This window comes from Uliginosibacterium aquaticum, assembly GCF_012972705.2.
Classification (GTDB): domain Bacteria; phylum Pseudomonadota; class Gammaproteobacteria; order Burkholderiales; family Rhodocyclaceae; genus Uliginosibacterium; species Uliginosibacterium aquaticum.
In genome coordinates, this window is record NZ_JABCSC020000002.1 from 149518 (window position 1) to 172914 (window position 23397).

21 protein-coding genes are annotated in these 23397 nt (G+C 58.4%); 13 read left to right on the top strand and 8 right to left on the bottom strand.

Annotation, left to right across the window (positions count from 1 at the left end):
• Positions 1-16: 16 nt before the first annotated feature.
• From HJ583_RS08135 to HJ583_RS08145, 3 genes are all read left to right on the top strand, one after another.
• A complete protein-coding gene (locus HJ583_RS08135; protein WP_170021479.1) occupies positions 17-1171 on the top strand; it encodes an aldo/keto reductase in 1155 nt (384 codons plus the stop codon).
• Between the two features lie 98 nt (positions 1172-1269).
• Positions 1270-2334 (top strand): alpha/beta hydrolase, encoded by a 1065-nt coding sequence (locus tag HJ583_RS08140; protein ID WP_217423352.1) that lies wholly within the window; start codon positions 1270-1272, stop codon positions 2332-2334.
• A 27-nt stretch (positions 2335-2361) separates the two neighbouring features.
• A complete protein-coding gene (locus HJ583_RS08145; protein ID WP_170021481.1) occupies positions 2362-3357 on the top strand; it encodes an aldo/keto reductase in 996 nt (331 codons plus the stop codon).
• Between the two features lie 437 nt (positions 3358-3794).
• Here the strand turns inward: HJ583_RS08145 and HJ583_RS08150 are convergent, their stop codons facing one another.
• The 5 genes from HJ583_RS08150 to ppsA form a co-directional block, all read right to left on the bottom strand.
• Entirely contained in the window at positions 3795-4232 is a 438-nt protein-coding gene (locus HJ583_RS08150) for an NfeD family protein (protein ID WP_170021482.1), read from the bottom strand.
• A 3-nt stretch (positions 4233-4235) separates the two neighbouring features.
• On the bottom strand, positions 4236-4661 hold the full coding sequence (locus tag HJ583_RS08155; protein ID WP_101943529.1) for a bactofilin family protein: 426 nt from the start codon (positions 4659-4661) through the stop codon (positions 4236-4238).
• 18 nt (positions 4662-4679) lie between these two features.
• Positions 4680-4919: a hypothetical protein gene (locus tag HJ583_RS08160; protein ID WP_170021483.1), complete on the bottom strand. Its 240-nt coding sequence runs from the start codon at positions 4917-4919 to the stop codon at positions 4680-4682.
• A gap of 139 nt (positions 4920-5058) precedes the next feature.
• Positions 5059-6150 carry a M23 family metallopeptidase gene (locus HJ583_RS08165; protein ID WP_170021484.1) on the bottom strand — a complete coding sequence of 364 codons (1092 nt, stop codon included), beginning with the start codon at positions 6148-6150 and terminating at the stop codon, positions 5059-5061.
• 100 nt (positions 6151-6250) lie between these two features.
• Positions 6251-8623, bottom strand: coding sequence for a phosphoenolpyruvate synthase (gene ppsA / locus HJ583_RS08170; protein WP_170021485.1), 2373 nt, complete (start codon positions 8621-8623; stop codon positions 6251-6253).
• Positions 8624-8768: 145 nt separating this feature from the next.
• Between ppsA and ppsR the strand changes: the two genes are divergently transcribed.
• The 3 genes from ppsR (at position 8769) to HJ583_RS08185 (ending at position 12883) form a co-directional block, all read left to right on the top strand.
• Positions 8769-9599, top strand: coding sequence for a posphoenolpyruvate synthetase regulatory kinase/phosphorylase PpsR (ppsR, locus tag HJ583_RS08175; protein ID WP_170021486.1), 831 nt, complete (start codon positions 8769-8771; stop codon positions 9597-9599).
• Between the two features lie 227 nt (positions 9600-9826).
• The gene (locus HJ583_RS08180; protein ID WP_170021487.1) at positions 9827-12424 is read left to right on the top strand and encodes a sodium-translocating pyrophosphatase; all 2598 of its coding nucleotides are present in this window, start codon (positions 9827-9829) and stop codon (positions 12422-12424) included.
• A 132-nt stretch (positions 12425-12556) separates the two neighbouring features.
• Positions 12557-12883, top strand: a complete 327-nt coding sequence (locus tag HJ583_RS08185; RefSeq protein WP_170021488.1) for a cupin domain-containing protein — start codon at positions 12557-12559, stop codon at positions 12881-12883.
• Between the two features lie 50 nt (positions 12884-12933).
• Here the strand turns inward: HJ583_RS08185 and HJ583_RS08190 are convergent, their stop codons facing one another.
• Positions 12934-13260, bottom strand: a complete 327-nt coding sequence (locus tag HJ583_RS08190) for a PilZ domain-containing protein (protein ID WP_170021489.1) — start codon at positions 13258-13260, stop codon at positions 12934-12936.
• 226 nt (positions 13261-13486) lie between these two features.
• Between HJ583_RS08190 and HJ583_RS08195 the strand changes: the two genes are divergently transcribed.
• From HJ583_RS08195 to HJ583_RS08225, 7 genes are all read left to right on the top strand, one after another.
• On the top strand, positions 13487-15280 hold the full coding sequence (locus HJ583_RS08195) for a glutamine--tRNA ligase/YqeY domain fusion protein (protein ID WP_328824858.1): 1794 nt from the start codon (positions 13487-13489) through the stop codon (positions 15278-15280).
• A gap of 59 nt (positions 15281-15339) precedes the next feature.
• On the top strand, positions 15340-16266 hold the full coding sequence (locus tag HJ583_RS08200; protein WP_170021491.1) for a DUF808 domain-containing protein: 927 nt from the start codon (positions 15340-15342) through the stop codon (positions 16264-16266).
• A 186-nt stretch (positions 16267-16452) separates the two neighbouring features.
• Positions 16453-17136 (top strand): class I SAM-dependent methyltransferase, encoded by a 684-nt coding sequence (locus tag HJ583_RS08205; RefSeq protein WP_217423353.1) that lies wholly within the window; start codon positions 16453-16455, stop codon positions 17134-17136.
• A 73-nt stretch (positions 17137-17209) separates the two neighbouring features.
• Entirely contained in the window at positions 17210-18112 is a 903-nt protein-coding gene (locus tag HJ583_RS08210) for a TIGR01777 family oxidoreductase (protein WP_170021492.1), read from the top strand.
• Positions 18113-18129: 17 nt separating this feature from the next.
• Complete coding sequence (gene dinB, locus HJ583_RS08215) at positions 18130-19281, top strand: DNA polymerase IV (RefSeq protein WP_170021493.1); 1152 nt, start codon at positions 18130-18132, stop codon at positions 19279-19281.
• Between the two features lie 89 nt (positions 19282-19370).
• Positions 19371-20114: a rhamnogalacturonan acetylesterase gene (locus HJ583_RS08220; RefSeq protein WP_170021494.1), complete on the top strand. Its 744-nt coding sequence runs from the start codon at positions 19371-19373 to the stop codon at positions 20112-20114.
• A 63-nt stretch (positions 20115-20177) separates the two neighbouring features.
• A complete protein-coding gene (locus tag HJ583_RS08225) occupies positions 20178-21275 on the top strand; it encodes a carcinine hydrolase/isopenicillin-N N-acyltransferase family protein (RefSeq protein WP_170021495.1) in 1098 nt (365 codons plus the stop codon).
• A gap of 13 nt (positions 21276-21288) precedes the next feature.
• Here HJ583_RS08225 and ilvN read toward each other — a convergent pair whose 3' ends face one another.
• Both ilvN and ilvB read right to left on the bottom strand, forming a co-directional pair.
• On the bottom strand, positions 21289-21588 hold the full coding sequence (gene ilvN / locus HJ583_RS08230) for an acetolactate synthase small subunit (RefSeq protein WP_101943505.1): 300 nt from the start codon (positions 21586-21588) through the stop codon (positions 21289-21291).
• Position 21589: 1 nt separating this feature from the next.
• Positions 21590-23254, bottom strand: coding sequence for an acetolactate synthase large subunit (gene ilvB / locus HJ583_RS08235; RefSeq protein ID WP_217423374.1), 1665 nt, complete (start codon positions 23252-23254; stop codon positions 21590-21592).
• Positions 23255-23397 lie beyond the last annotated feature (143 nt).

The window sequence follows — 23397 nt, forward strand, 5'->3', positions numbered from 1 at the left end:
AACGGAGGAGTGAACAATGAGCAAGAACGAATTTGATGGCGCACGCCGCAACTTTCTTGGCAATTCGGTCGCAGTCGCCTCAGGCGCAGCGCTGGCCGGCGCGGGGCTTGCCGGTTCTGCACAGGCGCAGGCCCGTGCCATACCGGAATCAGCCACGCGGGCAAATCCTCGGCGCAAGCTCGGCAAGCTGGAAGTGTCCAGCCTCGGCCTCGGCGTGCAGAACATGGCCCGCACCTATCAGACAACGGTTCCGGCCCGGCCTGAGATGATCGAGATCATCCGCAAAGCCTATGAAAACGGCGTGACCTTTTTCGACACGGCCGAAGCCTATGGTCCACATGAATGCGAGCGGATTCTTGGCGAGGCGATTGCGCCCTTCCGCAACCGGGTAGTGATTACCAGCAAATTCGGCTGGAATATCGACCCGCAGACCGGCGAGCGCCGCCCGGGCCTGATCAGCCGTCCGGACCATGTGAAACAGGCGGTCGACGGCATGCTCAAACGCCTGCACACGGACCGCATCGACCTGCTTTACCAGCATCGGGTCGATCCCGCTGTGCCGATCGAAGACGTGGCCGGCGCGGTCAAGGACTTGATGGCGCAAGGCAAGGTGCTGCACTGGGGCTTGTCCGAAATGGGCCTGCAGACCTTGCGCCGCGCCCATGCCGAATTGCCGGTCACGGCGGTGCAGAGCGAATACTCGATGCTCTGGCGCGGGCCGGAGAAGGAAGTCCTGCCTCTGTGTCAGGAACTGGGCATCGGCTTTGTGCCCTGGAGCCCGCTCGGCGTGGGCTTCCTGACCGGCTCGATCGATCAGCAAACGAGCTTTGCCGACGGCGACTTCCGCAAGACCGAAACCCGCTTCGCCCCCGAAACTCGGGCCAATAACCTGGTGCTCGTACGCCTCGTGAAGCGCTGGGCCGAACGCAAGAACACCACGCCTGCGCGGATCGCACTGGCCTGGCTACTGGCCCAGAAGCCCTGGATCGTGCCCATCCCCGGCACCACCCAGATGGCTCACATGCTCGACAACGCGGGCGCCGCGACGATTGCTTTCAGCGCCACCGAGTTGCAGGCACTGAACGCCGAGTTGGATGCCATCACGATCCAGGGCGAACGCCTGCCGCCGGCGGTGCTGGCCTTCAGCGGGGTCGAAGCCCCATTGAAGTAAGGCCCTGTCACTTCAGCCGCTTGCCTGTCTATTTTCAGCCTTGAATCGGCCTTCAAGAGCAAAGGAACAAGATGAATATCCAATACAAAAGTGCTCGCGTGCTCGCCATGCTCGCATTCGCCTCGATCCTCGCGTCGCCGCTGGCCCTCGCAGGTCCGATCAAATCGGCAAAGCCCCTCATGATTCAAGAACAGGGCAGTTTTGCGGTAGGAGGCACGGTCATCCAGAGCACGGGCGTTTTTGATACCACCAACCTCTCTTCGGGTGGCCAGACGCTGCACGGCGATCACGCCCGGGTTTTCTATCAGGTGCCGGTAAAGGCCAGGAAACTGCCCCTGGTGATGTGGCATGGCTTCGGCCAGTTCTCCAAGACCTGGGAGACAACTGCAGACGGTCGTGAGGGTTACCAGAACATCTTCCTGCGGCGACAATTCGCCACCTATCTGATTGACCAGCCACGACGTGGTGCGGCCGGACGCGGCACGCAGAGCGGCCGCGTCGAGGCCATGCCAGACGAGCAACGCTGGTTCAACACGTTTCGGGTCGGCGTGTGGCCGGACTATTTCCCTGGCGTGCAGTTCTCCCGCTCCAAAGACGCACTGGATCAGTATTTCCGCGCTATGACGCCAGATACCGGCCCGATTGATGTTCAGGTGACCAGTGATGCCGTCTCGGCCTTGTTCGACAAGATCGGACCGGGCATTCTGGTCACCCATTCGCACAGCGGTGGCATGGGCTGGCTCGCTGCCATGAAGAATCCGCAGATCCGCGCCATCGTTTCCTACGAGCCCGGAAGCGGCTTTGTGTTTCCGCAGAACGAGCTTCCCCCTGCCATGGCGAGCTCCGCCGGCGCTTTGGAAGCCGTTGCAATCCCTCCGGCCGAGTTCCTCAATCTCACCAAGATTCCCATCGTCATCTACTACGGGGACTTCATTCCGACAGAGCCCAGCGCCAACCCCGGCCAAGATGGCTGGCGTGTGCGGCTCGCGATGGCTCGTTTGTGGGCGGACGCCATCAATCGCCATGGCGGTAATGCTTCGGTGGTGCATTTGCCGGAGATCGGTATCAAGGGCAATACCCATTTCCCGTTCTCCGACCTGAACAACCTGCAGATTGCCGATCTGATGTCGGACTTCCTGCACAAGCACCAGCTGGACCACTGAGTTCACATCCTCATCAGGAGCATGCACATGAAGTACCGCACCCTCGGAAACGGTCTAGAAGTCTCTGCCATCGGTCTTGGCTGCATGAGCATGACCGGCAGCATCTATGGTCCGCCAGCAGACAAGCAGGACATGATCCGCCTGCTGCGCGCTGCCCACGAGCGCGGCGTGACGCTGTTCGACACCGCCGAAGCCTACGGCCCCTTCATCAACGAAGAACTGCTCGGCGAGGCCCTGGCGCCGATCCGCGATCGGGTCGTCATCGCCACCAAGTTCGGTTTCGACATCGACCCGGTGACGGGCCAACGCGGCGCGGGCACCAACAGCCGGCCGGCGCACATCAAGGCCGCAGTTGAAGCCAGCCTGAAGCGCCTGCGTACCGATTACATCGACCTGCTCTTCCAGCACCGCGTGGACCCGGCCGTGCCGATCGAGGACGTAGCAGGCGCCGTGAAGGATCTGGTGCTCGCGGGCAAGGTGCGCCATTTCGGCCTCTCGGAAGCAGGCGTGCACACGATCCGTCGCGCCCACGCAGTGCTGCCGCTCACCGCCGTGCAGAGCGAATACTCGATGTTCTGGCGCGGGCCGGAGCTGGAATTGCTGGCCACCCTCGAAGAACTGGGCATCGGTTTCGTGCCTTTCAGCCCACTAGGCGCGGGCTTCCTGACAGGCAAGATCGACGCCAGCACGCAGTTCGAGGCCGGAGATTTCCGCAACATCGTGCCGCGCTTCTCGGCCGAAGCCCGTCAGGCCAATCTGGCGCTGGTTGAAGTCCTCAAATCGATTGCCGCCGCCAAGGGTGCCACGCCGGCGCAGATTGCCCTGGCCTGGCTGCTCGCTCAGAAGCCCTGGATTGTGCCGATCCCCGGCACAACCAAACTACATCGCCTCGAGGAGAACCTGAGAGCCGTGGCACTTGAACTCAGCACAGACGACCTGGGGCGCATCCAGACCATGTTGTCAGAAGTCGAGATCCAGGGAGAGCGACTTCCGGAAGCTGTACTGAAAATGACCGGACTTTGACCAATCATGTAACTTGCCCCTGAAGAATGGAGCAAGGGCCTGAATGTCTCACATCATTGCGAGGAGCGGTCTTGGGGCGCACAACGCTTCGCCAAGCACCGTCTTACACAGCACGCCGCGTCAGTTAGGCATTGTCTTCCAGCCAACACGAGCTAAGCTTGGAGTGCGTTTCAAGCCTTTGCAGCTTTGCTTGGAACGATGCAAGGCAAGAGACAGGAGGCTTTATGGTTCTTAGTCCGCCGCAGTCAGTGGCGAGAGTTCAGTAAAAGTCTGACGGCAGACCGCCGAATACCCGGGCCGTGAGTGCCTTGGTCAAAGACCTGCGAAGCCCAAGCCCGAAACGCTTGGGCTTCATATTTTGGTGCCGATAGGGTTTGACGCGGCTGCAGCAGCTGACTCTCTCCGTCGATGCAAATCCGGATCGCGTCGCACGGCGTTTAAGCGGCCCCAACGCGGACGCAACTGCCCTCAACAGCCAAAACCCGAACCCTTGAGCCTGCACTCAGCTTTGCTTCGGCAATACATGCCCAGCGGTCCGAGCCGAGCACCGGACGCTGAAACAACACTTCGCCCGGCACATAAGGCTCTACATCCTTTACCAGCAGCCCTATCTCGCCAAGCGCTTCAGACGAGCTACCGATACGCAGATCATCCGGCTTGCGCCGGAAAAACCGCAGCCAGCCAAAGGTAAGGGCGGTTGAAAGCACCGCCCACAACAAAAGTTGAAGTGTCATCGGCATGGGGAGGAGCAACACCAGCAAACCCAGCACCAGTGCCGCTACGCCCAACCAGATCAAGACTAGTGCCGGCAAGGCAAGCTCGGCCACGCAAAGCGCGAAGCCGATCACGATCCAGTGCCACCACAGAATCGTCATGAATTACTTGCTTCCACCAGCGGCAGTCGCCGCCAGCTCAACGACATTGGAAGCGTCCTCAGCATCCCCTAGACGGGTCAGCTTGCCTTCAACCGACGCCCCGCAATCCATGCGCAGTTGCCGATAGCTGATATTGCCCGTAACGCGGGCGCTGGCTTGCAACTCGAGGAAATGTGCAACCTCCAGATCGCCGACGATGGTGCCGTTGATCACCGCGTCGTAGGCACTGACATTGCCGTGAATACTGCCCTGATCACTGAGCACGAGCAGGCTCTTTGCACCACTTCGCGGCAAGACGTTGCCACGGATGTGTCCGTCCACACGCAAACCATCAAGAAAATGCACATCTCCCATTACTTCCATATTGCCGGCGATCAGGCTGGAAAGCTTGGTCAGCTCGATCGGACTATCTTTCTTTTTTCCAAACATGGCGAGACTCCGGATTCGTTACTGGCCGCCCTGCGCGCCAGTGGCCGCATGACTGCGATAAAAACTCAGGTTCTTGTTGGCCTGCTTGAGGGCTTCAGCCTGACTGGCCACTTCGCGCTCCAATGACTCGCGGGTTGCACGCTCATGCCCCAAGCTCATCTTGAGCTCTGAGAGCTCAACCTGCAGCTTGGCATTCTCTGCCTTCTGGGCGGCAAGCGCTTCGTGAAGTTGCAAGGCGGGCGCGGCACTGGAAGGCATCAAGAAAAAGCCTCCGGCCCCCATCAGCAGGACACACAGTGCGAAGAGCATCAAAAACCGTTTTCGCTGCCGTGAAGTGTCGATGGTCAAGGCAAAAGATGCACCACTAAGCGTACGTGTAATGCGGTCAGGTTTACGCTCAGACATTCGGAACCTTGTCGCCGATATTCAGGTAATACATGGGATCCACAAAACGTCCGTTATGCAGGATTTCGAAATGCAGATGTGGCCCGGTCGAACGGCCAGTCGTCCCGACTGCCGCAATCAATTGTCCGGGCGTGACCAGGTCGCCTGTTTTTACGTGCATCTTCGAAGTGTGGGCATAGCGGGTGAGCAAGCCGTTGCCATGATCGATCTCGATCACAAAACCAAGCTCTGACACCCAGCCAGCGTTCTTGACCCGGCCACCACCCGCAGCATGGATTGGAGTACCAGACTCAGCCTCGAAATCAAGGCCTGAATGAAAAGCTATCCGACCAGTAAACGGATCAACCCGATTACCGAAGCGCGAGCCGATACGCTGATCCTGCAGCGGCTGCTGTGTGGGCAAGGCCATGTAATTGACACTGCGTGTTGCCGCAGCGGCTTCGACCTTGCGCAGCAGATCCTGCAGGCAAGTCAGAGTCTTTTCTGCGCCTGCGATCTGGATTTCGCTCGCGCCCCCTTGACCAGCAGCAGACTCACACAGTTGCGCCGCGAGTACCCGCCCCCCCGCTCCACCCTTGGCCTGAGAACCAACTCCGGCCTGCACTGCGGGCTTACCGGTCTTGAGTTCGGCAACACGGGACTCAAGCATTTCAAGTGCAGTGAGTTTTTTCACCAGAGACCGCGCCTCTGACTCCAGCGTCAGCAAACGCCCGCTGACATCACCCAGGCGATCAAAGGTAAAGCGCTCTTTGACTGGATCAGTCTGCCTCGCTTGAATGCCTGGTATCTGCTGCGCCGGACCAAAATGCTGGCCCAGCACCCAACCCAAAGCAAATGCGCCGCCTGCAAGGCAACTACACAGCAGGCATGCGCCGGCCACGACGCGTCTCAGACTGAGCATGCGTACGCCAGACTGTGCCACCCCCTGCGATGTATGCAGAATAAATGCCATCGTATCCCTCCCTGATGCGCCGTGCGATCTTGCTTGCTGCAAATCGCAGCCGGTGAGAATTAGATGAAAAAGCTCACCGAACTCAGGTTGTAATTCAGACTTACAAGATAAAGCTCTTGCAGAGCCTGTCATCGGCAGAATCCGCGGGATATTAACACTTCAACACGCAAAAAAGGCAAGCCACCCCCCGACCAGAGGAGCCTTGCTTGCCTTGAGCGTTGCTGAAACGGAGTCAGTGCCGGCTATGCTCAGCCAGCTTTAGCCAAGTATCCACGACGGTATCCGGATTCAACGAGATCGTCTGAATTCCTTCATCCATGAGCCATTCAGCGAAATCAGCATGATCCGAAGGGCCCTGACCACAAATGCCAACGTATTTCCCTAGGCGATTACAGGCTTTAATTGCGGCCGACAACAGAACCTTGACCGCTGGATCACGCTCATCAAATGCATGAGCCACCAAACCCGAGTCACGATCCAGCCCCAAGGTGAGTTGCGTCAAATCATTCGAGCCGACGGAAAAACCATCAAAGTATTCGAGGAAACGCTCAGCCAGCAAGGCATTAGAAGGAATCTCACACATCATGATGAGTTTAAGCTCGTCCACTCCACGCTTCAGACCGTTGTCTTCGAGCAGACGCACTACTTCGCGCGCCTCCTCCAGTGTACGCACAAAAGGCACCATCAATTGAACATTGCTCAGCCCCATTTCTCCGCGTACTTTTTTCATCGCCAAGCATTCCAGCTCAAAACACTCCCTGAAACTGTGAGCGATGTAACGTGAGGCACCGCGAAAACCAAGCATTGGATTTTCCTCTTCCGGCTCATAGATTTCTCCTCCGAGCAATTTTCGATATTCATTCGATTTGAAATCGGAGAGCCGGACAATCACGGGCTTGGGCCAGAATGATGCCGCGATAGTAGCGACTCCTTCAGCCAGACGCTGGATGAAAAAACCCCGAGGAGAATCATAACCCCTTGATTTTCTTAAAATCTCCTCCTGAACACTGGCCGGCATTTGCTCAACCTCGAGTAGTGCCTTGGGATGGATACCGATCATGTTATTGATCACAAACTCAAGTCGTGCCAGCCCGACACCACCATTCGGAATTTGTGCAAACTCGAATGCCAGCTCCGGATTACCTACGTTCATCATGATTTTTACGGGGATCTCGGGAAGATTTCCCATGTCGGTGCTAACAACCTCGTAGTCGAGCCGACCGCGATAAACATAACCGGTATCACCTTCTGCGCAGGAAACTGTGACAGAGTCTCCCTCAAGCAGGACCTCGGTGGCATCTCCACACCCGACAATGGCCGGAATCCCCAATTCACGCGCAATAATGGCCGCATGACAGGTGCGCCCGCCGCGATTGGTCACAATTGCTGCCGCCCGTTTCATGACCGGTTCCCAGTTCGGATCAGTCATGTCCGTCACGAGAACATCACCCTCCTGGACCCGATTCATTTCTGCAGCACTGGCCACGATGCGTACAGGGCCCGCCCCAACTTTCTGGCCGATGGCACGTCCACTCGCAAGCACTCGGCCATGTTGCTTAAGCCGATATTTCTGGCGCACCAGAGAATGGATCTCCTGTGATTTGACCGTCTCGGGGCGGGCCTGCAGGATATACAGCTTGCCATCCTCACCATCCCTCCCCCATTCGATATCCATCGGGCGGCCGTAGTGCTTCTCAATGATGCAGGCGTATCGGGCCAGCTCAAGCACTTCGGAATCAGCCAGAGAAAACTGCTGACGCTCCGCTTCGGCCACATCCAGCATCCGGGTGGAACGTCCGGCTGCCGTCGCGTCGGCAAATACCATCTTAATAAGCTTGGAGCCCAGACTGCGGCGAATCACTGCATTCTTGCCAGCCACAAGCATGGCTTTGTGCACAAAGAACTCATCAGGATTCACCGCACCCTGTACAACAGTTTCACCCAGCCCATAAGATGAAGTGATAAACACCACATCCTGAAAACCTGATTCGGTATCAAGCGTGAACATCACCCCGGCAACTCCTTTATCGGAGCGCACCATACGTTGCACACCCACCGAAAGTGCAACATCGGCATGAGTGAAGCCTTTATGTACCCGATAGGCTATGGCGCGGTCGTTATAGAGCGAGGCGAAAACCTCACGAATGGCGTGAAGCAAATTCTCGAAACCACGGATATTCAGGAAACTTTCCTGCTGCCCCGCAAAGGATGCATCAGGCAAATCTTCGGCGGTGGCGGATGAGCGCACCGCAAAGCTCCCATCACCGGCCTTGGTCAGACGCTCGTAATGAGCCCTGATTTCTTCTTCCAGCGGAGTTGGAAGAGGGGTTTCAACAATCCATTGACGAATGCGCGCCCCCGTTGCAGCCAAGGCAATGACATCTTCAACATTCAGGCAGCCAAGCTCGGTATTGATCCTGTCAGCGAGACCTTGGTGAGCGAGAAAGTCTCGATAGGCCTGGGCCGTCGTAGCAAAACCACCTGGCACTCTGACACCCGCTCCATCAAGTTGGCTGATCATCTCCCCGAGTGAAGCGTTTTTACCGCCGACCAAAGGAACGTCACTCATTCGCAGATTTTCGAAAGGGATGACATGCTGGCTCATGGGAAAACCTCTCTGTTGTTTGGGGTTGGTTTATTGATTACTGACGTATTGCGGATCATTCTATAGAGCAGATTGCTGCAATGCATCAGAAAGAACCCCTACGGCCAATCACGCACCAAGTGATTGTTAGGAAAGGATTTTGTTCATGGAAGAACATTCTCTGCGAACCGTTTTTTTCATCTCGGACGGCACTGGCATCACCGCTGAGACACTCGGCCACAGCCTGCTTGCACAGTTTCCTGACTGCCGCTTTAGGCATGTCCGGGCACCTTTCGTGGACAGTCTCGATAAGGCTCACGACTGTGTCAGGCAGATTCGCGCAGCAGCACTACGTGACGGACGGCGGCCGATCGTAGTCAGCACATTAGTCAACGCCGAGGTGGTAGCCGCCTTGCGGGAGGCCGATGCGCTGTATCTCGATCTCTTCGAGCAGTACATCGGGCCGCTGGAGAGTGAGCTGGGTATGCGTTCAACACATACAGTTGGCCGCTTTCACGGAATTGCCGAGAGCGAGGACTACAAATCTCGCATAGAAGCCATCAACTTTGCACTGGCACATGACGATGGACAGAGCAACGCAAAGCTGGCCGAGAGCGATGTGATCCTTGTCGGAGTTTCACGCTCAGGAAAGACACCGACCAGTCTTTATCTAGCAATGCAATTCGGTGTAAAAGCTGCAAATTACCCGCTTATCCCGGAAGATTTCGAACGCAATAAACTACCAGCAGATATCACCCAGCATCGCAACAAGCTCTATGGATTAACCATCACACCAGAACGACTGTCTCAGATCCGACAGGAACGGCGCCCCAACAGCAAATACGCGGCCCTGGACAACTGCCGACAGGAGATCGAAGCGGCCCAACGCCTGATGCGCCGAGAAGGAATTCCATTCATCGAATCGACGACCCGCTCCATAGAAGAGATCTCTGCAAAAATTCTGCAGGAGGTTCGAATCAATCATTCCACATACTGAAATATAGGTATTTACCCCTACGCCCGTGCAATAAAAACTGCGCGGGCTTTTTAATTTTTGATTTGTGCAGCGCACTCATCAAAGGTGTTTGAGCACCGTCAACCCTAATAGGCAGGCGCATACGAACAATGCGATCACCCGAAACGTTGACTCATTTTTTACACAACGTTCCTTCGGGCAAGCATACAAAGTGTCTTGTTGATAGATGCACCTAAGAGGAGACGGTTATGTCATTTGCAAGTTTGGCCGGACAGGCTGGCGCACGAGCATTAGCGCGCAGCGGCAAGGCCCTAGTAAGTCGTTTTCAGCGCCTCTTGGCGCTGGCATTCGGCGCAGTTTCACTTCCGGCCATAGCAAACGGCGGCGAGGCCAACCTTGTCCTGCCGAAGCTCAATGACCCGGCACTTGCTACGTTCCTCAATGGCATGACCGGTAGTTCGCTGCTGGGCTGGGGCCTTCTGATCTGTGTGCTGGGCCTGATTTTCGGCGCTGTGATCTACAACCAGGTTAAGAATCTGCCTGTTCATCGCTCAATGGCCGAAGTTTCTGAACTGATCTACGAAACCTGCAAGACCTACATGATCACGCAAGGCAAGTTCCTGCTGATCCTGGAAGCCTTCATTGCCGTCATCATCATCGGCTACTTCGGTTTTGTCGCTCAGAACGCCCAGGGCGGTGCAGGTCTGCCAGCCAGTGAAGTGCTACTGATCCTGGCCTTCTCACTGGTCGGCATCGCCGGCTCCTTTGGCGTGGCCTGGTTCGGCATCCGCATCAATACCTTTGCCAACAGCCGAACTGCTTTTGCTTCGCTGCAAGGCAAAGCTTTCCCGGTGTACGCGATTCCGCTGAAGTCGGGCATTTCGATCGGCATGCTGCTGATTTCGACCGAACTGCTGATCATGCTGGCGATCCTTCTCTTCATCGACCCCTCTCTTGCCGGCAAGTGCTTCATCGGCTTCGCGATCGGTGAGTCGCTGGGCGCTGCTGCACTGCGCATTGCTGGCGGCATCTTCACCAAGATTGCCGACATCGGCTCTGACCTGATGAAGATCGTTTTCAAGATCAAGGAAGACGATGCCCGCAACCCCGGCGTGATCGCTGACTGCGTGGGTGACAATGCAGGCGACTCGGTCGGCCCGACCGCTGACGGTTTCGAAACCTACGGCGTGACCGGCGTTGCGCTGATCTCCTTCATCATGCTGGCTGTTCCGGAAGCTGCCACTCAGGTGCAATTGCTGGTGTGGCTGTTCGTGATGCGCGTGATGATGATCATCGCCTCCGGCGCTTCCTACCTGATCAACGAGCTCTACGCCAAGGCCAAGTATGGCGCTGCTGACAAGTTTGACTTCGAAGCTCCGCTGACCTCGCTGGTCTGGGTGACCTCCATTGTTTCCCTGATCCTGACCTTCTTGGTTTCCAAAGCCCTGATCGGCAGCATCACCCTCAATGGCGTGACCTACACCAGCCTGTGGTGGCAGCTTTCCGTGATCATCACCTTTGGCACGCTGGCCGGCGCGATTATTCCGGAAATCGTCAAGGTATTCACCTCCACCAAGTCTGGTCACGTGCGTGAAGTTGTGACGGCTTCTCGCGAAGGCGGTGCCAGTCTGAACATTCTGGCCGGCCTGACCGCAGGTAATTTCTCGGCCTTCTGGATGGGCGTGATCATCGTCTCCCTGATGACCGGTGCTTACCTCGTTTCGCAAGGCGAACTGGCTCAGGTTATCAACGCCAATCCGGAACACGGCAAGATCATGGCCGCCGTGTTCTCCTTTGGTCTGGTGGCTTTCGGTTTCCTCGGCATGGGTCCAGTGACCATCGCTGTCGACTCCTATGGCCCGGTGACCGACAACGCCCAATCCGTGTATGAACTCTCCACGATCGAAGCCATTCCCGGCATCGAAGCGGAAGTGAAGAAGGACTTTGGCTTTGACGCCAATTTCGACAAGGCAAAAGACCTGCTCGAAGAGAACGACGGCGCCGGCAACACCTTCAAGGCAACTGCCAAGCCGGTGCTGATCGGTACGGCCGTGGTAGGTGCTGCAACCATGGTGTTCTCGATCATCATGCTGCTGACCGATGGTCTGAACAGCGTGGCTGACGTGCAGAAGCTTTCCATGCTCTATCCGCCCTTCCTGCTCGGCCTGATCTCTGGCGGCGCAACGATTTTCTGGTTCTCGGGTGCATCCACCCAGGCCGTGTCGACCGGCGCATACCGCGCAGTGGAGTTCATCAAACGCAACATGAAGCTGGACGGTGAAACCAAGGCTTCGACCGAAGACTCCAAGAAGGTCGTGGCCATCTGCACCCAGTACGCGCAGAAGGGCATGTTCAACATCTTCATGGCGGTGTTCTTCGGCACGCTGGCCTGCGCATTTGTTGAACCCTTCTTCTTCATCGGCTACCTGATCTCACTGGCCATCATCGGTCTGTATCAAGCCGTATTCATGGCCAACGCCGGTGGTGCTTGGGATAACGCCAAGAAAATCGTTGAAACCGAACTGCGCGCCAAGGGTACCGACCTGCATGCCGCAGCCGTGATTGGCGACACCGTGGGCGATCCGTTCAAGGATACTTCGTCTGTGGCCATGAACCCGATCATCAAGTTCACCACGCTCTTCGGCCTTCTGGCTGTTGAAATGGGTGTCGGTATGGTGGCTCACGGCCAACAGAGCCTTGCTTATGTTCTGGCAGGTGTCTGTTTGCTGGCCAATCTGTTCTTCGTGTATCGCAGCTTCTATGGGATGCGGATTGAAGTGCTGAACACTGAGGCTCCAGAAGCTTCTCTTCAGGGCAGTAACGAAGTAGCTTTCGAATCGAAGTAAATCCGCGACCGGGGCCTCTAACCTGTCTCGAAAAACCGGCCCTGTGCCGGTTTTTCTTTTTGAGCGGACAATCCGCTTGCAGGAAAACCCTAGCGTTGTTTTATAATCGACCGATCTTACCCGGAGAAAAACATGTTTGTATTTGGCAAGGATTGCGTACTCGAAGATTTGGGCGGCGGTGTCAGCCGTAAGATTCTGGCTCACAACGGCAAGCTGATGCAGGTGGAGGTTCACTTCGCAGATAACGCTATCGGCTACATGCACAACCATCCGCATGAACAACTGACTCACGTCCTGTCTGGCGAATTCGAATTCACCATCGGCGACGAGGTCAAGATCGTTTCGGCTGGTGACACCCTCTACAAGGAACCGAACATCATGCACGGTTGCAAGTGCCTGAAGGCCGGTGTTCTGCTCGACACTTTCACGCCGATCCGTGAAGACTTCCTGAAGAAGTAAGGTCTTTTGTGATGGAGTGAGAAAACCGGCCTTGTGCCGGTTTTTGTTTTTCAGCGCCTTTGTGCCATGCGCAACCAATCGCCCCACTGAGGCGGCACCTGCTCGAAACGCACACCGGTCAGAATGCTATCGGACTCAAGTACCTGATAGCACACCCTGCTGCGCAGGATGCACTCCCCTCGCCCCGGAATCTGCAAACGCAGTCGCAAGAAGGAACCTGGTGCAAAGGCATGAGCCGAGCGCAGGCGCAAGCCCTCTTCGCTGACATCGACTGCGTGGCATGCCAGCAACTCCCCCGTCGTGCGCGTTACCAGTAAGGGCCAGTCAATGCGCCGGCGCAAAGCAGTACGCCGCTCACGCTCGCTTTGCGTAAGCATGGAGCACTCCGGCTCTTTGTCTGAAGCATCAAGCATTGGGTAAAAGCTCACTCAAAGGATGTCCCAGTATTGCCCTGTCACCGGGCTTGCACTGAAGGCCTGCCCTTTAAGTCTCTCAGGGAGTTCAGCACAAGCGGCCGAGTACCGACAGGCTCCGTCGAAAGGTAGAATGCTGCTTTGCGAAACCCGCTGGTTTCCTCCCGTTTTCCATTCCGGACCCTATCCCGTGAGCGCACCCGACAAGAACGCTGCCCCTGCCGCAGCGCAAACCACCAATTTCCTCCGAAACATCATCGATGCCGAGTTGGCCAACGGCAAATTCGCGCAGCGTGGCTGGGCCGGCCAGCCTGGCGAGGGCAGCCTGCATGACGCAGCGGCGCCAGACCCCGCCCGGATCCGTACCCGCTTTCCGCCGGAGCCGAATGGTTACCTGCACGTCGGCCACGCCAAGTCGATCTGCCTGAACTTCGGTCTCGCGCGCGATTACGGTGGTGTGTGCCACATGCGTTTTGACGATACCAATCCGGAGAAGGAAGACCAGGAATACGTCGACTCGATTCTCGATGCAATCAAGTGGCTGGGCTTTTCGTGGGACGCCAACGGCACCCATCATCAGTATCAGGCCAGTGACTACTTCGATTTCATGTACCACGCCGCCGAACTGCTGATCGAGCGCGGCATGGCATACATCGACCAGCAGACCGCCGACGAGATGCGCGCCAATCGCGGCACGCTGACCGAAGCCGGCAAGAACTCGCCTTGGCGTGATCGCCCGGTCGAAGAAAATCTGCGTCTGTTCCGCGAAATGAAGGACGGCAAACACGCCGAAGGCAGCATGATCCTGCGCGCCAAGATCGACATGGGCTCGCCCAACATCAATCTGCGCGACCCGGCGATCTACCGCATCCGTTTTGCCGAACACCACAACACCGGCAACAAGTGGTGCATCTACCCGATGTATACCTTCGCGCACCCGATCGAGGACGCGCTGGAGCGCATTACTCACTCAATCTGCACGCTTGAGTTTGAGGATCAGCGCCCCTTCTACGACTGGCTGCTCGGCCAACTGCGCGACGCCGGCATGTTTTCCGAGCCGCTGCCGCGCCAGATCGAATTTGCCCGTCTGAACCTGACCTACGTAATCACCAGCAAACGCAAGCTGATGCAGTTGGTTAACGAAAAGCACGTGGAAGGCTGGGATGATCCGCGCATGCCCACCATCGTCGGCCTGCGTCGCCGCGGCTACACGCCCGAGGCCATCCAGCTGTTCTGCGAGCGCATCGGTGTCTCCAAGGGTGACAGCTGGATCGACTACAGCATTCTTGAAGGCGCCTTGCGCGATGATCTGGACGAAAAAGCTCCGCGCGGCATGGCTGTGCTGGATCCGCTCAAGCTCAAACTTACCAACTGGAACGCACTCTTTGGTACCGGGCACACCGAGCCCTGCTCCGCTCCAGTCCACCCTCACCACGAAGCCATGGGCGTGCGTGAGTTCAATCTGACCCCTGAAGTATGGATTGAGCGTGAAGACTTCCAGGAAGTGCCGGAAAAGGGCTTCCGTCGCTTGTTCCCCGAAAACATGGCACGCCTGAAGTACGGCTATGTCATCAAGTGCACGGGCTGCGAAAAGGATGCCGACGGTAACGTGACGGTGGTACTTGCCGAGATCGTGCCGAACACCAAGAGCGGCACGCCAGGCGCTGACAGCGTCAAGGTCAAGGGCGTGATCACCTGGGTTTCTGCCTCCGAAGGCGCGCCTGCGGAGATCCGCCTGTACGACCGCCTGTTCACCGAAGCTCAGCCAGACGCTGGTGGTCGCAACTTCCTCGATGTGATCAACCCGAATGCGAAACGCGTAATCCAGACCTGGATCGAGCCAGGCCTGACAAACGCTACAGCAGGAACCAGCTTCCAGTTCGAGCGTCACGGTTATTTCGTCGCCGACCGCAAGGATCACGGCCAGAGCGGAAAACTTGTATTTAACCGAACGACCACGCTGAAAGACAGCTGGGGCAAGTAACCCCGCTCAGGAAGGGGCTCGCAGAAGCCCCTTTTTCACGCCTCACGAAAGAGAAAACCATGGCCGGAAGCAGTCTTCTCGTCTTGATCGACGATATCGCCACCCTCCTTGATGACGTAGCCCTGATGAGCAAGGTTGCGGCCAAAAAAACGGCCGGTGTGCTGGGAGATGATCTTGCACTCAATGCCCAGCAAGTGACTGGCATTAGTGCTGATCGTGAGTTGCCGGTGGTCTGGGCGGTAGCCCTCGGCTCGCTGCGCAACAAGCTGATCCTGGTGCCATCCGCCTTGCTGATCAGCGCGATTGCTCCCTGGCTCGTCATGCCACTGCTAATGATCGGGGGCGCATATCTATGCTTCGAGGGCTTCGAAAAAATTGCTCACAAGTTTCTGCATGCTCAAGAAGAAGCTTCCGAGCATGCCGAGCGTCTGCACGCCCTGCAGGACCCCAGCATCGACATGCGGGCCTTCGAGCGCGAAAAGATCAAGGGGGCCGTGCGCACCGACTTCATTCTTTCAGCCGAGATCATTGTGATCGCGCTGGGCACGGTGGCCAATGAGCCTTTCATGAGTCGCCTTCTGGTACTTGCGACGATCGGATTCGTAATGACTATCGGGGTGTACGGCTTTGTGGCCCTGATCGTGAAGCTGGATGACGCGGGCCTCTACCTCAACGCAAAGCAGAACATCGCGGCACGCAAGCTTGGTCAAAGTCTGTTGTGGTTTGCCCCGTGGCTGATGAAAGCCCTCTCAGTGGCCGGCACAATAGCGATGTTTCTCGTCGGTGGCGCAATCGTGCTGCACGGCATTCCCGGCAGTCACGCCCTGCAGCAGCAGATCGAGGTCTGGGTGCATGACATTCCCCTGCTTCCCAGCCTGCTACCAACGCTGGTCAATGCCCTCGCCGGCATCCTCACAGGTGCGCTTTGCGTGCTGCTGGTCAGCCTTCTAGCCCCCCTGATCAGCCGCCTGCGCAAGGTGCAGTAAAAACCCCAGGCTCGGCTGGACGAGGGCGGAGTGCCCGCGTATCCTGCCTGCTCGGTTGTACCCACTACCAACCGAGCAGCGTTCTGCTCCGCGTAAATGCGTTCACGCACTGCCAGCCCGCCAGGGCTGTGCGTTCCGTCCCGCCCATTTCCCCGCCGCACAACTCCGACTCACGCGCCTTCCGACATGGCAGGCGGCAAGAAGCAGGTAGAGCCAGTGCCGGGTTATCAGGTCAAGCACGAAAACATCTCGGTGGTCGGCGTCGCCGATCTCCACATCCGCTCGCTGCTCGATCGTCAGCAGTATTCAGATCCGAATGGCGAAGCCGAAGCGCTGGGCGTGCCGCCCGCAAGCTGGCCCCTGTTCGGCTTGCTCTGGCCTTCCGGCCAGATTCTTGCGCGCCTGATGGCCGAGCGGATAGTCACTACCGAACGCATTCTGGAGCTGGGTTGTGGCCTGGGCCTTGCCAGCCTCGTCGCACACCGCCGCGGCGCGGATGTCACTGCCAGCGACTTTCACCCACTCGCAGCCAGCTTCCTGCTGGAAAACCTGCGTCTCAACGCAATGAGTGCTCTGCCCTTCGTGCGCACGGGCTGGCAGGACGACTGCACCGAACTGGGACGCTTCGGCCTGATCATCGGCAGTGACGTGCTCTATGAGCGCGACGAAGCCGGCGTACTGCCAGCCTTCATTGAACGTCATGCCTACGCTCAAGCCGAGGTGCTGATCGTCGATCCGGACCGGGGCAACCGTCCGCACTTCAATCGGCATATGAGCACACTAGGCTTTGCTTTCAGCGACACCCGCGCCGACTGCATCCATCCCGATGGTAGCCGCTACAAGGGGCGAATCCTGCGCTATCGGCGATAAAGCGCCGCTGGCGTGCAGGCGGCTGCGCTTTCTGGTTCAATCCGGGAACCCCGGCAGCGCGAGAGACTGAATCATGGACATCCTGATCACCGGCGGCACCGGCCTGCTTGGCCGCGCCTTGTGCAGTGCCCTGCTTGCCAATGGGCATCGTCTGACAGTCCTCAGTCGCCGCCCGGAAAAGGTTTCCAGCCTGTGCGGCGAAGGCGTGCGAGCGCTGCGCAGCCTGGATGAATGGTGGCCCGAAATGCCCTTCGATGCCATCATCAATCTCGCTGGCGCACCCATCATCGACCTCCCCTGGAGTGAAACCCGCAAACAGACCCTGTGGCGCAGCCGGGTCGGCCTCACGCAGCAACTCGTAGCGGCCATTGAGCGCGCGCGACACAAACCCGGCGTACTGCTGTCGGGTTCAGCAATCGGTTATTACGGTGATTGTGGCGACGCCACCTGCTCCGATGCCATCTACAGCAATCCTAGCGCCCAGGACTTTGGCGCCCGCCTGTGCGCCGCCTGGGAAACAGCGGCCCTCGCCGCCGAAACGGCCGGCACCCGTGTATGCCTCTTGCGCACCGGGCTTGTACTGACACCTCACGGGGGACTACTGGCTCGCCTGCGCTTGCCGTTCAGCCTAGGGCTCGGTGGGCGCTTGGGAGGCGGTCAGCAGTGGATGAGCTGGATCCAGATCGAAGACTGGGTTGGCGCAGTACTTCACCTGCTCGACACAACATCAGCGCGTGGGCCCTACAACCTCACCGCCCCACAGGCGCTGCGCAATGCTGACTTCACAGCGGAACTGGGGGCGATACTGCAGCGTCCGACGCTCTTACCAGCACCGGCTTTCGTTCTGAAACTTCTGCTTGGTCAGCGAGCCTATCTCTTGCTGGGTGGTCAGCGCGTATTACCGGACCGCCTGATAGAAACGGGCTACCACTTTCGCCATCCTGAAATCCGTGGTGCGTTGCGCAGCCGCCTCTAAACTTCCTGCCTGTGCATATGCCCCGCCGCCGCATCGCCCACCTCGACATGGATGCCTTTTATGCCTCTGTCGAACTGTTGCGTTATCCGCAGTTGCGTGGCCAACCCGTCGTTATCGGGGGGCGCAGCGTGGATGCACCACGGCAAACGGGGGATGGCAATTGGCATTACGCCCGGCTGCGCGATTACGTAGGTCGCGGCGTGATCACCACTGCGACCTACGAAGCCCGCGCGCTGGGAGTTGGCTCCGCGATGGGCATCATGAAGGCGGCTAGACTTGCTCCCAATGCCGTACTGTTGCCAGTAGATTTCGATGCATATCGCCACTACTCACGCCTGTTCAAGGCCGCTGTACGCGCAATCGCACCACTCATAGAAGACCGCGGTATCGACGAGATCTACCTTGACCTCACCGAGCTACCAGGAGAAGCCCGTGCGCTCGGCCAAAGCCTCAAGGATGCGGTGCGCGCAGCAACAGGCCTCTCCTGTTCCATCGGCATCAGCCCCAACAAGCTGCTTGCCAAGATCTGTTCCGACCTCGAGAAACCGGACGGTCTTACCGTGCTGGAGATGGACGAGATTCCCGCTCGGATCTGGCCTCTGCCAGTGCGCAAGGTCAACGGGATCGGCCCCAAAGCCGAGGAGAAATTAGCCGCCCTGGGCATTCACAACATCGGCGAACTGGCAGCCTGCTCTCCGTGGTGGCTGCAAGAGCACTTTGGCAGCAACTACGGGGGCTGGCTCCATGAAGCAGCCCACGGCCGCGATCAACGCCCGGTGGTGACCTATTCCGAACCCAAGTCAGTCAGCCGCGAAACCACCTTCGAACGTGATCTGCACGCTCGAACTGATCGCAACCAGCTCTCCGAAATTTTCACCCGCCTGTGCCAGCGCGTGGCGGGTGATCTGGAACGCAAAGGCGTGCTCGGACGCACCATTGGAATCAAACTGCGCTACGAAGACTTCTCAACAGTTACGCGGGATCTGAGTTTGCCCGAGGCCACCGCAGATGCCGGCATGATCCGCCGTGCTGCCGGAGAATGCCTCAAGCGCGTCGAGCTTGGAAAGCGCCTGCGCCTGCTCGGTGTGCGGGTCAGCCAACTGGAAAGCCGATCACAGCAGAACTCAACGGGCCCGCAGCCGGGCGAGCAAGCCGGCCTGCCATTCTGAAAATCGGCGCACAACTCAGCAATAGCGATCAGCCCTGCTGCCCCACACTGAGCTAGGCTTGCCAATCCATCCAACCGTCGAGTCACACCATGCCTTCCCTGCTCCGCTTCACCGGCATCCTGGCACTGCTAGGCCTTGTGGGCTGCGCCAAGCTCCCGGCAGACCCAGCTGCCAGCCCAAAGATTCGCATCACTCTCGTTGGCGATTCCACCCAGACCGAAAAGCAGGGCTATGGCACAGGCTTCTGCGCCAACCTCGTCAATGTTGATTGCGTAAACCGCGCCAAAGGGGGTGCCAGCACCAAGACCTATCGCCGGGATGGCCTGTGGGCAACGGCACAATTTCCGAAGCCGGACTGGATGCTGCTCCAGTTTGGCCACAACGATGTGCAGAGCGCCTCTCACGGCGATCGTGAAACCGATCTTGCTACCGAGTACCCCGCCAATCTGCGTCGCTACATCGAAGAGGCCAGGGTCGCCGGCATCAAGCCCGTTCTGGTCACACCGATCGCACGCCGCTACTTCCAGGCCGACGGCAAGATCGTAGATGACCTGCCGGGCCATGTCTCTGCCATGAAAAAAGTGGCCGCCGAGATGAATGTGCCCCTGATCGATCTACACGAGATCAGCCAGCGCTACTTCGAGCAACTGGGCGAGATCGAAGCCCACAAACTAGGCCCGACCAAGGCCGGCCCCAATGGCACGACGGTGCCGGACAAGACCCACTTCAACCAGCAGGGCTCCTATGTGCTCGGCCGTATGGTGGTTGAAGCCATGGGACGCACAGTGCCCGAGTTGTCTCCCTACATAAGACCTCTTGCCGCCAAGCCCTGAGCCATACTTTTCAGGGCACAATCCGGGCGACACGCATTTGCATGATCGCTGGAGACTCGCCCCATGATGCTCGAAGACACTCGCCCTGCCCTGCGTATTGCCCACGACGCTGCCGCCCCGGCTGAACGCTGGGGTGCCCTGCGGGCATCCGAGGCCGACTGGCAGGCCTTTCGCGCCATGTGCGAAGCACTACGCGGCACTTACTTTGGCTTCCCGGTACAACGCTGGCTTGCTTGGGGGCTGTATCACACGGTGTATCGCAAGGTTGGCAGCTTTCTCGCCGACAGTGACTTTCTGGCAGACGAAGTCGGCGTGATGAGCCGTGCCGAAATGGCGATCATGCAGCGTCAATACACCTTTGCCCACCTCGCTTCGAATTTCGTCAAGCCCGGTTGCTCCAGCACCTGCGTCCGCACAGCAGAAGGCTGGCGCCTGATGCGCAGCCTGGACTGGGGGAACCTGAATGTCATGGCTCCGGCGGTGCGCGCTTACGAGTATGTGAATACGGCCGGACGCGTCACGCATACCGCTGGAGTACAGGGCATGGTCGGGGTTCTGACCTTTTGTCGCAAGGGACTCGCCGGCAGCATCAACTTCGCTCCGAATCCAAAGAGCCTCAAGCCGATCGGACGCGGCATCGATCCGCTCTTCCTGCTGCGCCTGCTGGTTGAAGACCCGAGTATCGATACGCTTGAGGCTGCGGTCGAACTGATCACCCGCACCAAACTCTCGGCCCCGGTGTTCATCACCCTGTGCAGTGACAAGTCGGACGCAGCAGCCGTCATCGAAATAGCCCGCGACGGCCGCTATAACGTGCGCCTTGCCAAAGATGGACTGCTGGTACAGACCAACCATTTCGACCCGAATGGCCCGTTTGGAGAGCAGAATCCGACCCGCGTGATGCAGGATGGCAGCCCTTGGGAGTGGTACTACAGCGACTTGCTGGAAAACTCGCAACGCCGCTCAGCAGATCTGGAGCAACGCTTGCGTCACATGGTCGGAGCTCCAGCGACCGATGTGGAAATAGCTTGTCGCGAAGCGTACAGCGTCCCCCCCACCTGGAACCACGAGAGTATTTACTGGACCTTCGCGGCCCCGGGCAAAGGCAGCATGAAGCTCTGGGTGCGCGATTGCGCGGGGGATTACCCCCACGCAATCTGAACGCGGGTGCCGATCAGAGGAAAAACTCTTCCAGACGCTCGAATACGCGACGATTCGCTGCATGACGCTCGACGCGGATCACATCCTCGAGCTTCTCAAGCTGAGCAATCATCTGCGGCAAACGCGCATCGTCATACACCAGCAGCCAGATACGGCTCTCCGCCCCATCTCCCACGGGCATGCACAGGATGCCTTCCACGTTAAAGGCGCGTCTGGCAAACAGACCACAGACGTGAGACATCACGCCCGCATGGTTCTTCACCGTCAGCTCCAGAACCACCTTGTGCACTTGCCCAATCACTTCTGCATTCATCTCAGCCTCCAATCATTTCGGTATTGGCTGCGCCCGGAGGCACCATCGGGAATACCTTCTGATTCACGTCGATCGAGCAATGAATCAGGCAAGGCCCCGGCGTTTTCAACGCTTGGGCGAGCAAAGCACGCGGATCTTCGGTCTGATCCAGATCGAAGACCTGCATGCCGAAGCCCTCGGCAATCTTCTGAAAATTGGTATGGCGGCGATAGTCTGCAGAGAAGATGCGTTTCCCGTAGAACAGATCCTGCTGCTGGTGCACGAGGCCGAGGGACTGGTTGTTCATCAGCACAACTTTGATGTTCGCCCACTCTTCAACTGCGGTATCCATCTCCTGGATGTTCATCTTCAGGCTGCCATCGCCTGAAAAACACACCACCGTTCGCTCTGGCTGCTCCAGCGCCGCACCGATAGCTGCCGGCATCCCGAAACCCATGGTGCCAAGCCCCCCCGAAGTAAGCCATTGACGCGCACGGCGGAAGGGATAGGCCTGCGCCACCCACATCTGATGTTGCCCCACGTCAGTCGCAATCACCGCTTCGTCATCAAGCAGATCTGCCACCGCCCGCACCAGCCCGTAATGGCTGCGAGGATCTTCTACACCCGGCAAGGCCAGAGGATGTGCGCGCTTGAGTTCATTCACGCGCGCCACCCATTCGCGGCGCGGATTGCTCAGAACCTTGGTGGACAACTGCTCCAGTACCCTGGCCACATCGCCATGAATCGCCACGTTCGGACGCTTGATCTTGCCAAGCTCGGCCGGATCAATATCAATATGGATGATTCCGGCATTAGGACAGAATTTTTCGGCGTTTCCGATGGCCCGATCATCGAAACGAGCCCCCAGCACAATCAGCAGATCAGCCTCTTCGAGCGCATAGTTGGTATAGCGCGCACCGTGCATGCCCAGCATGCCCAGAGAGAGCTCGTGATCGACTGGCATAGCGCCAAGCCCCATCAGGGTCATGGTGGTCGGCAAGCCGGCACGCTCGGCGAGTGCCACGGCAGCCGTGCAGGCCTCGGCCGCAATCACCCCGCCCCCCAGATAAAGCACCGGCGTGCGGGCCGCATTGATCAAACCAGCAGCGCGCTCCACCAAGGCAGCCTCCACGAGCGGCAGCGGATCACGACAAGCCGGCTCCGGCAAGGCTTCCAGTTCGATCACCGCAGTGAGCACATCCTTCGGCACGTCCACCCACACCGGGCCAGGGCGCCCCGACTCAGCAAGGCGGAAAGCGTCTGGAATCACCTCAAGCAAATCCCACACATCGCGTACCAGCCAATTGTGTTTGGTGATCGGGATCGAGATGCCATAGGTATCTACCTCCTGAAAGGCGTCTGTGCCGATCATGCTGCTCGGCACCTGGCCGGTGATGCACACAAGCGGGATCGAATCGAGCTTGGCATCAGCAATGGCGGTGACCAGATTGGTGGCGCCCGGACCACTGGAGGCGATGCAAACGGCAGCCTTGCCTGACACACGCGCCATGCCCTGAGCCATGAAACCGGCCCCTTGCTCATGACGCGCCAAAACGTGATGAATTTTCGTACTCTGTGAAAGTGCATCGTAGAGCGGCAAGGCGGCGCCGCCGGGAATGCCGGCAATCCGGGTAATGCCTTGCTGCTCGAGCAGCCTGACGATCAGCTGTGCCCCGTTCAACTGCATGGTGTACTCCTGGTTCTGGTTGGTCTGTAGTGCCGACACGCCGTGGATGGGCATAAAAAAACCCCGCCCGGCTCGCGCCGGCGGGGTTGAATCTCTTGAGTCTGACTCGTCCCCGTTACGGCGCGTTGCCGCCTACGCCTACT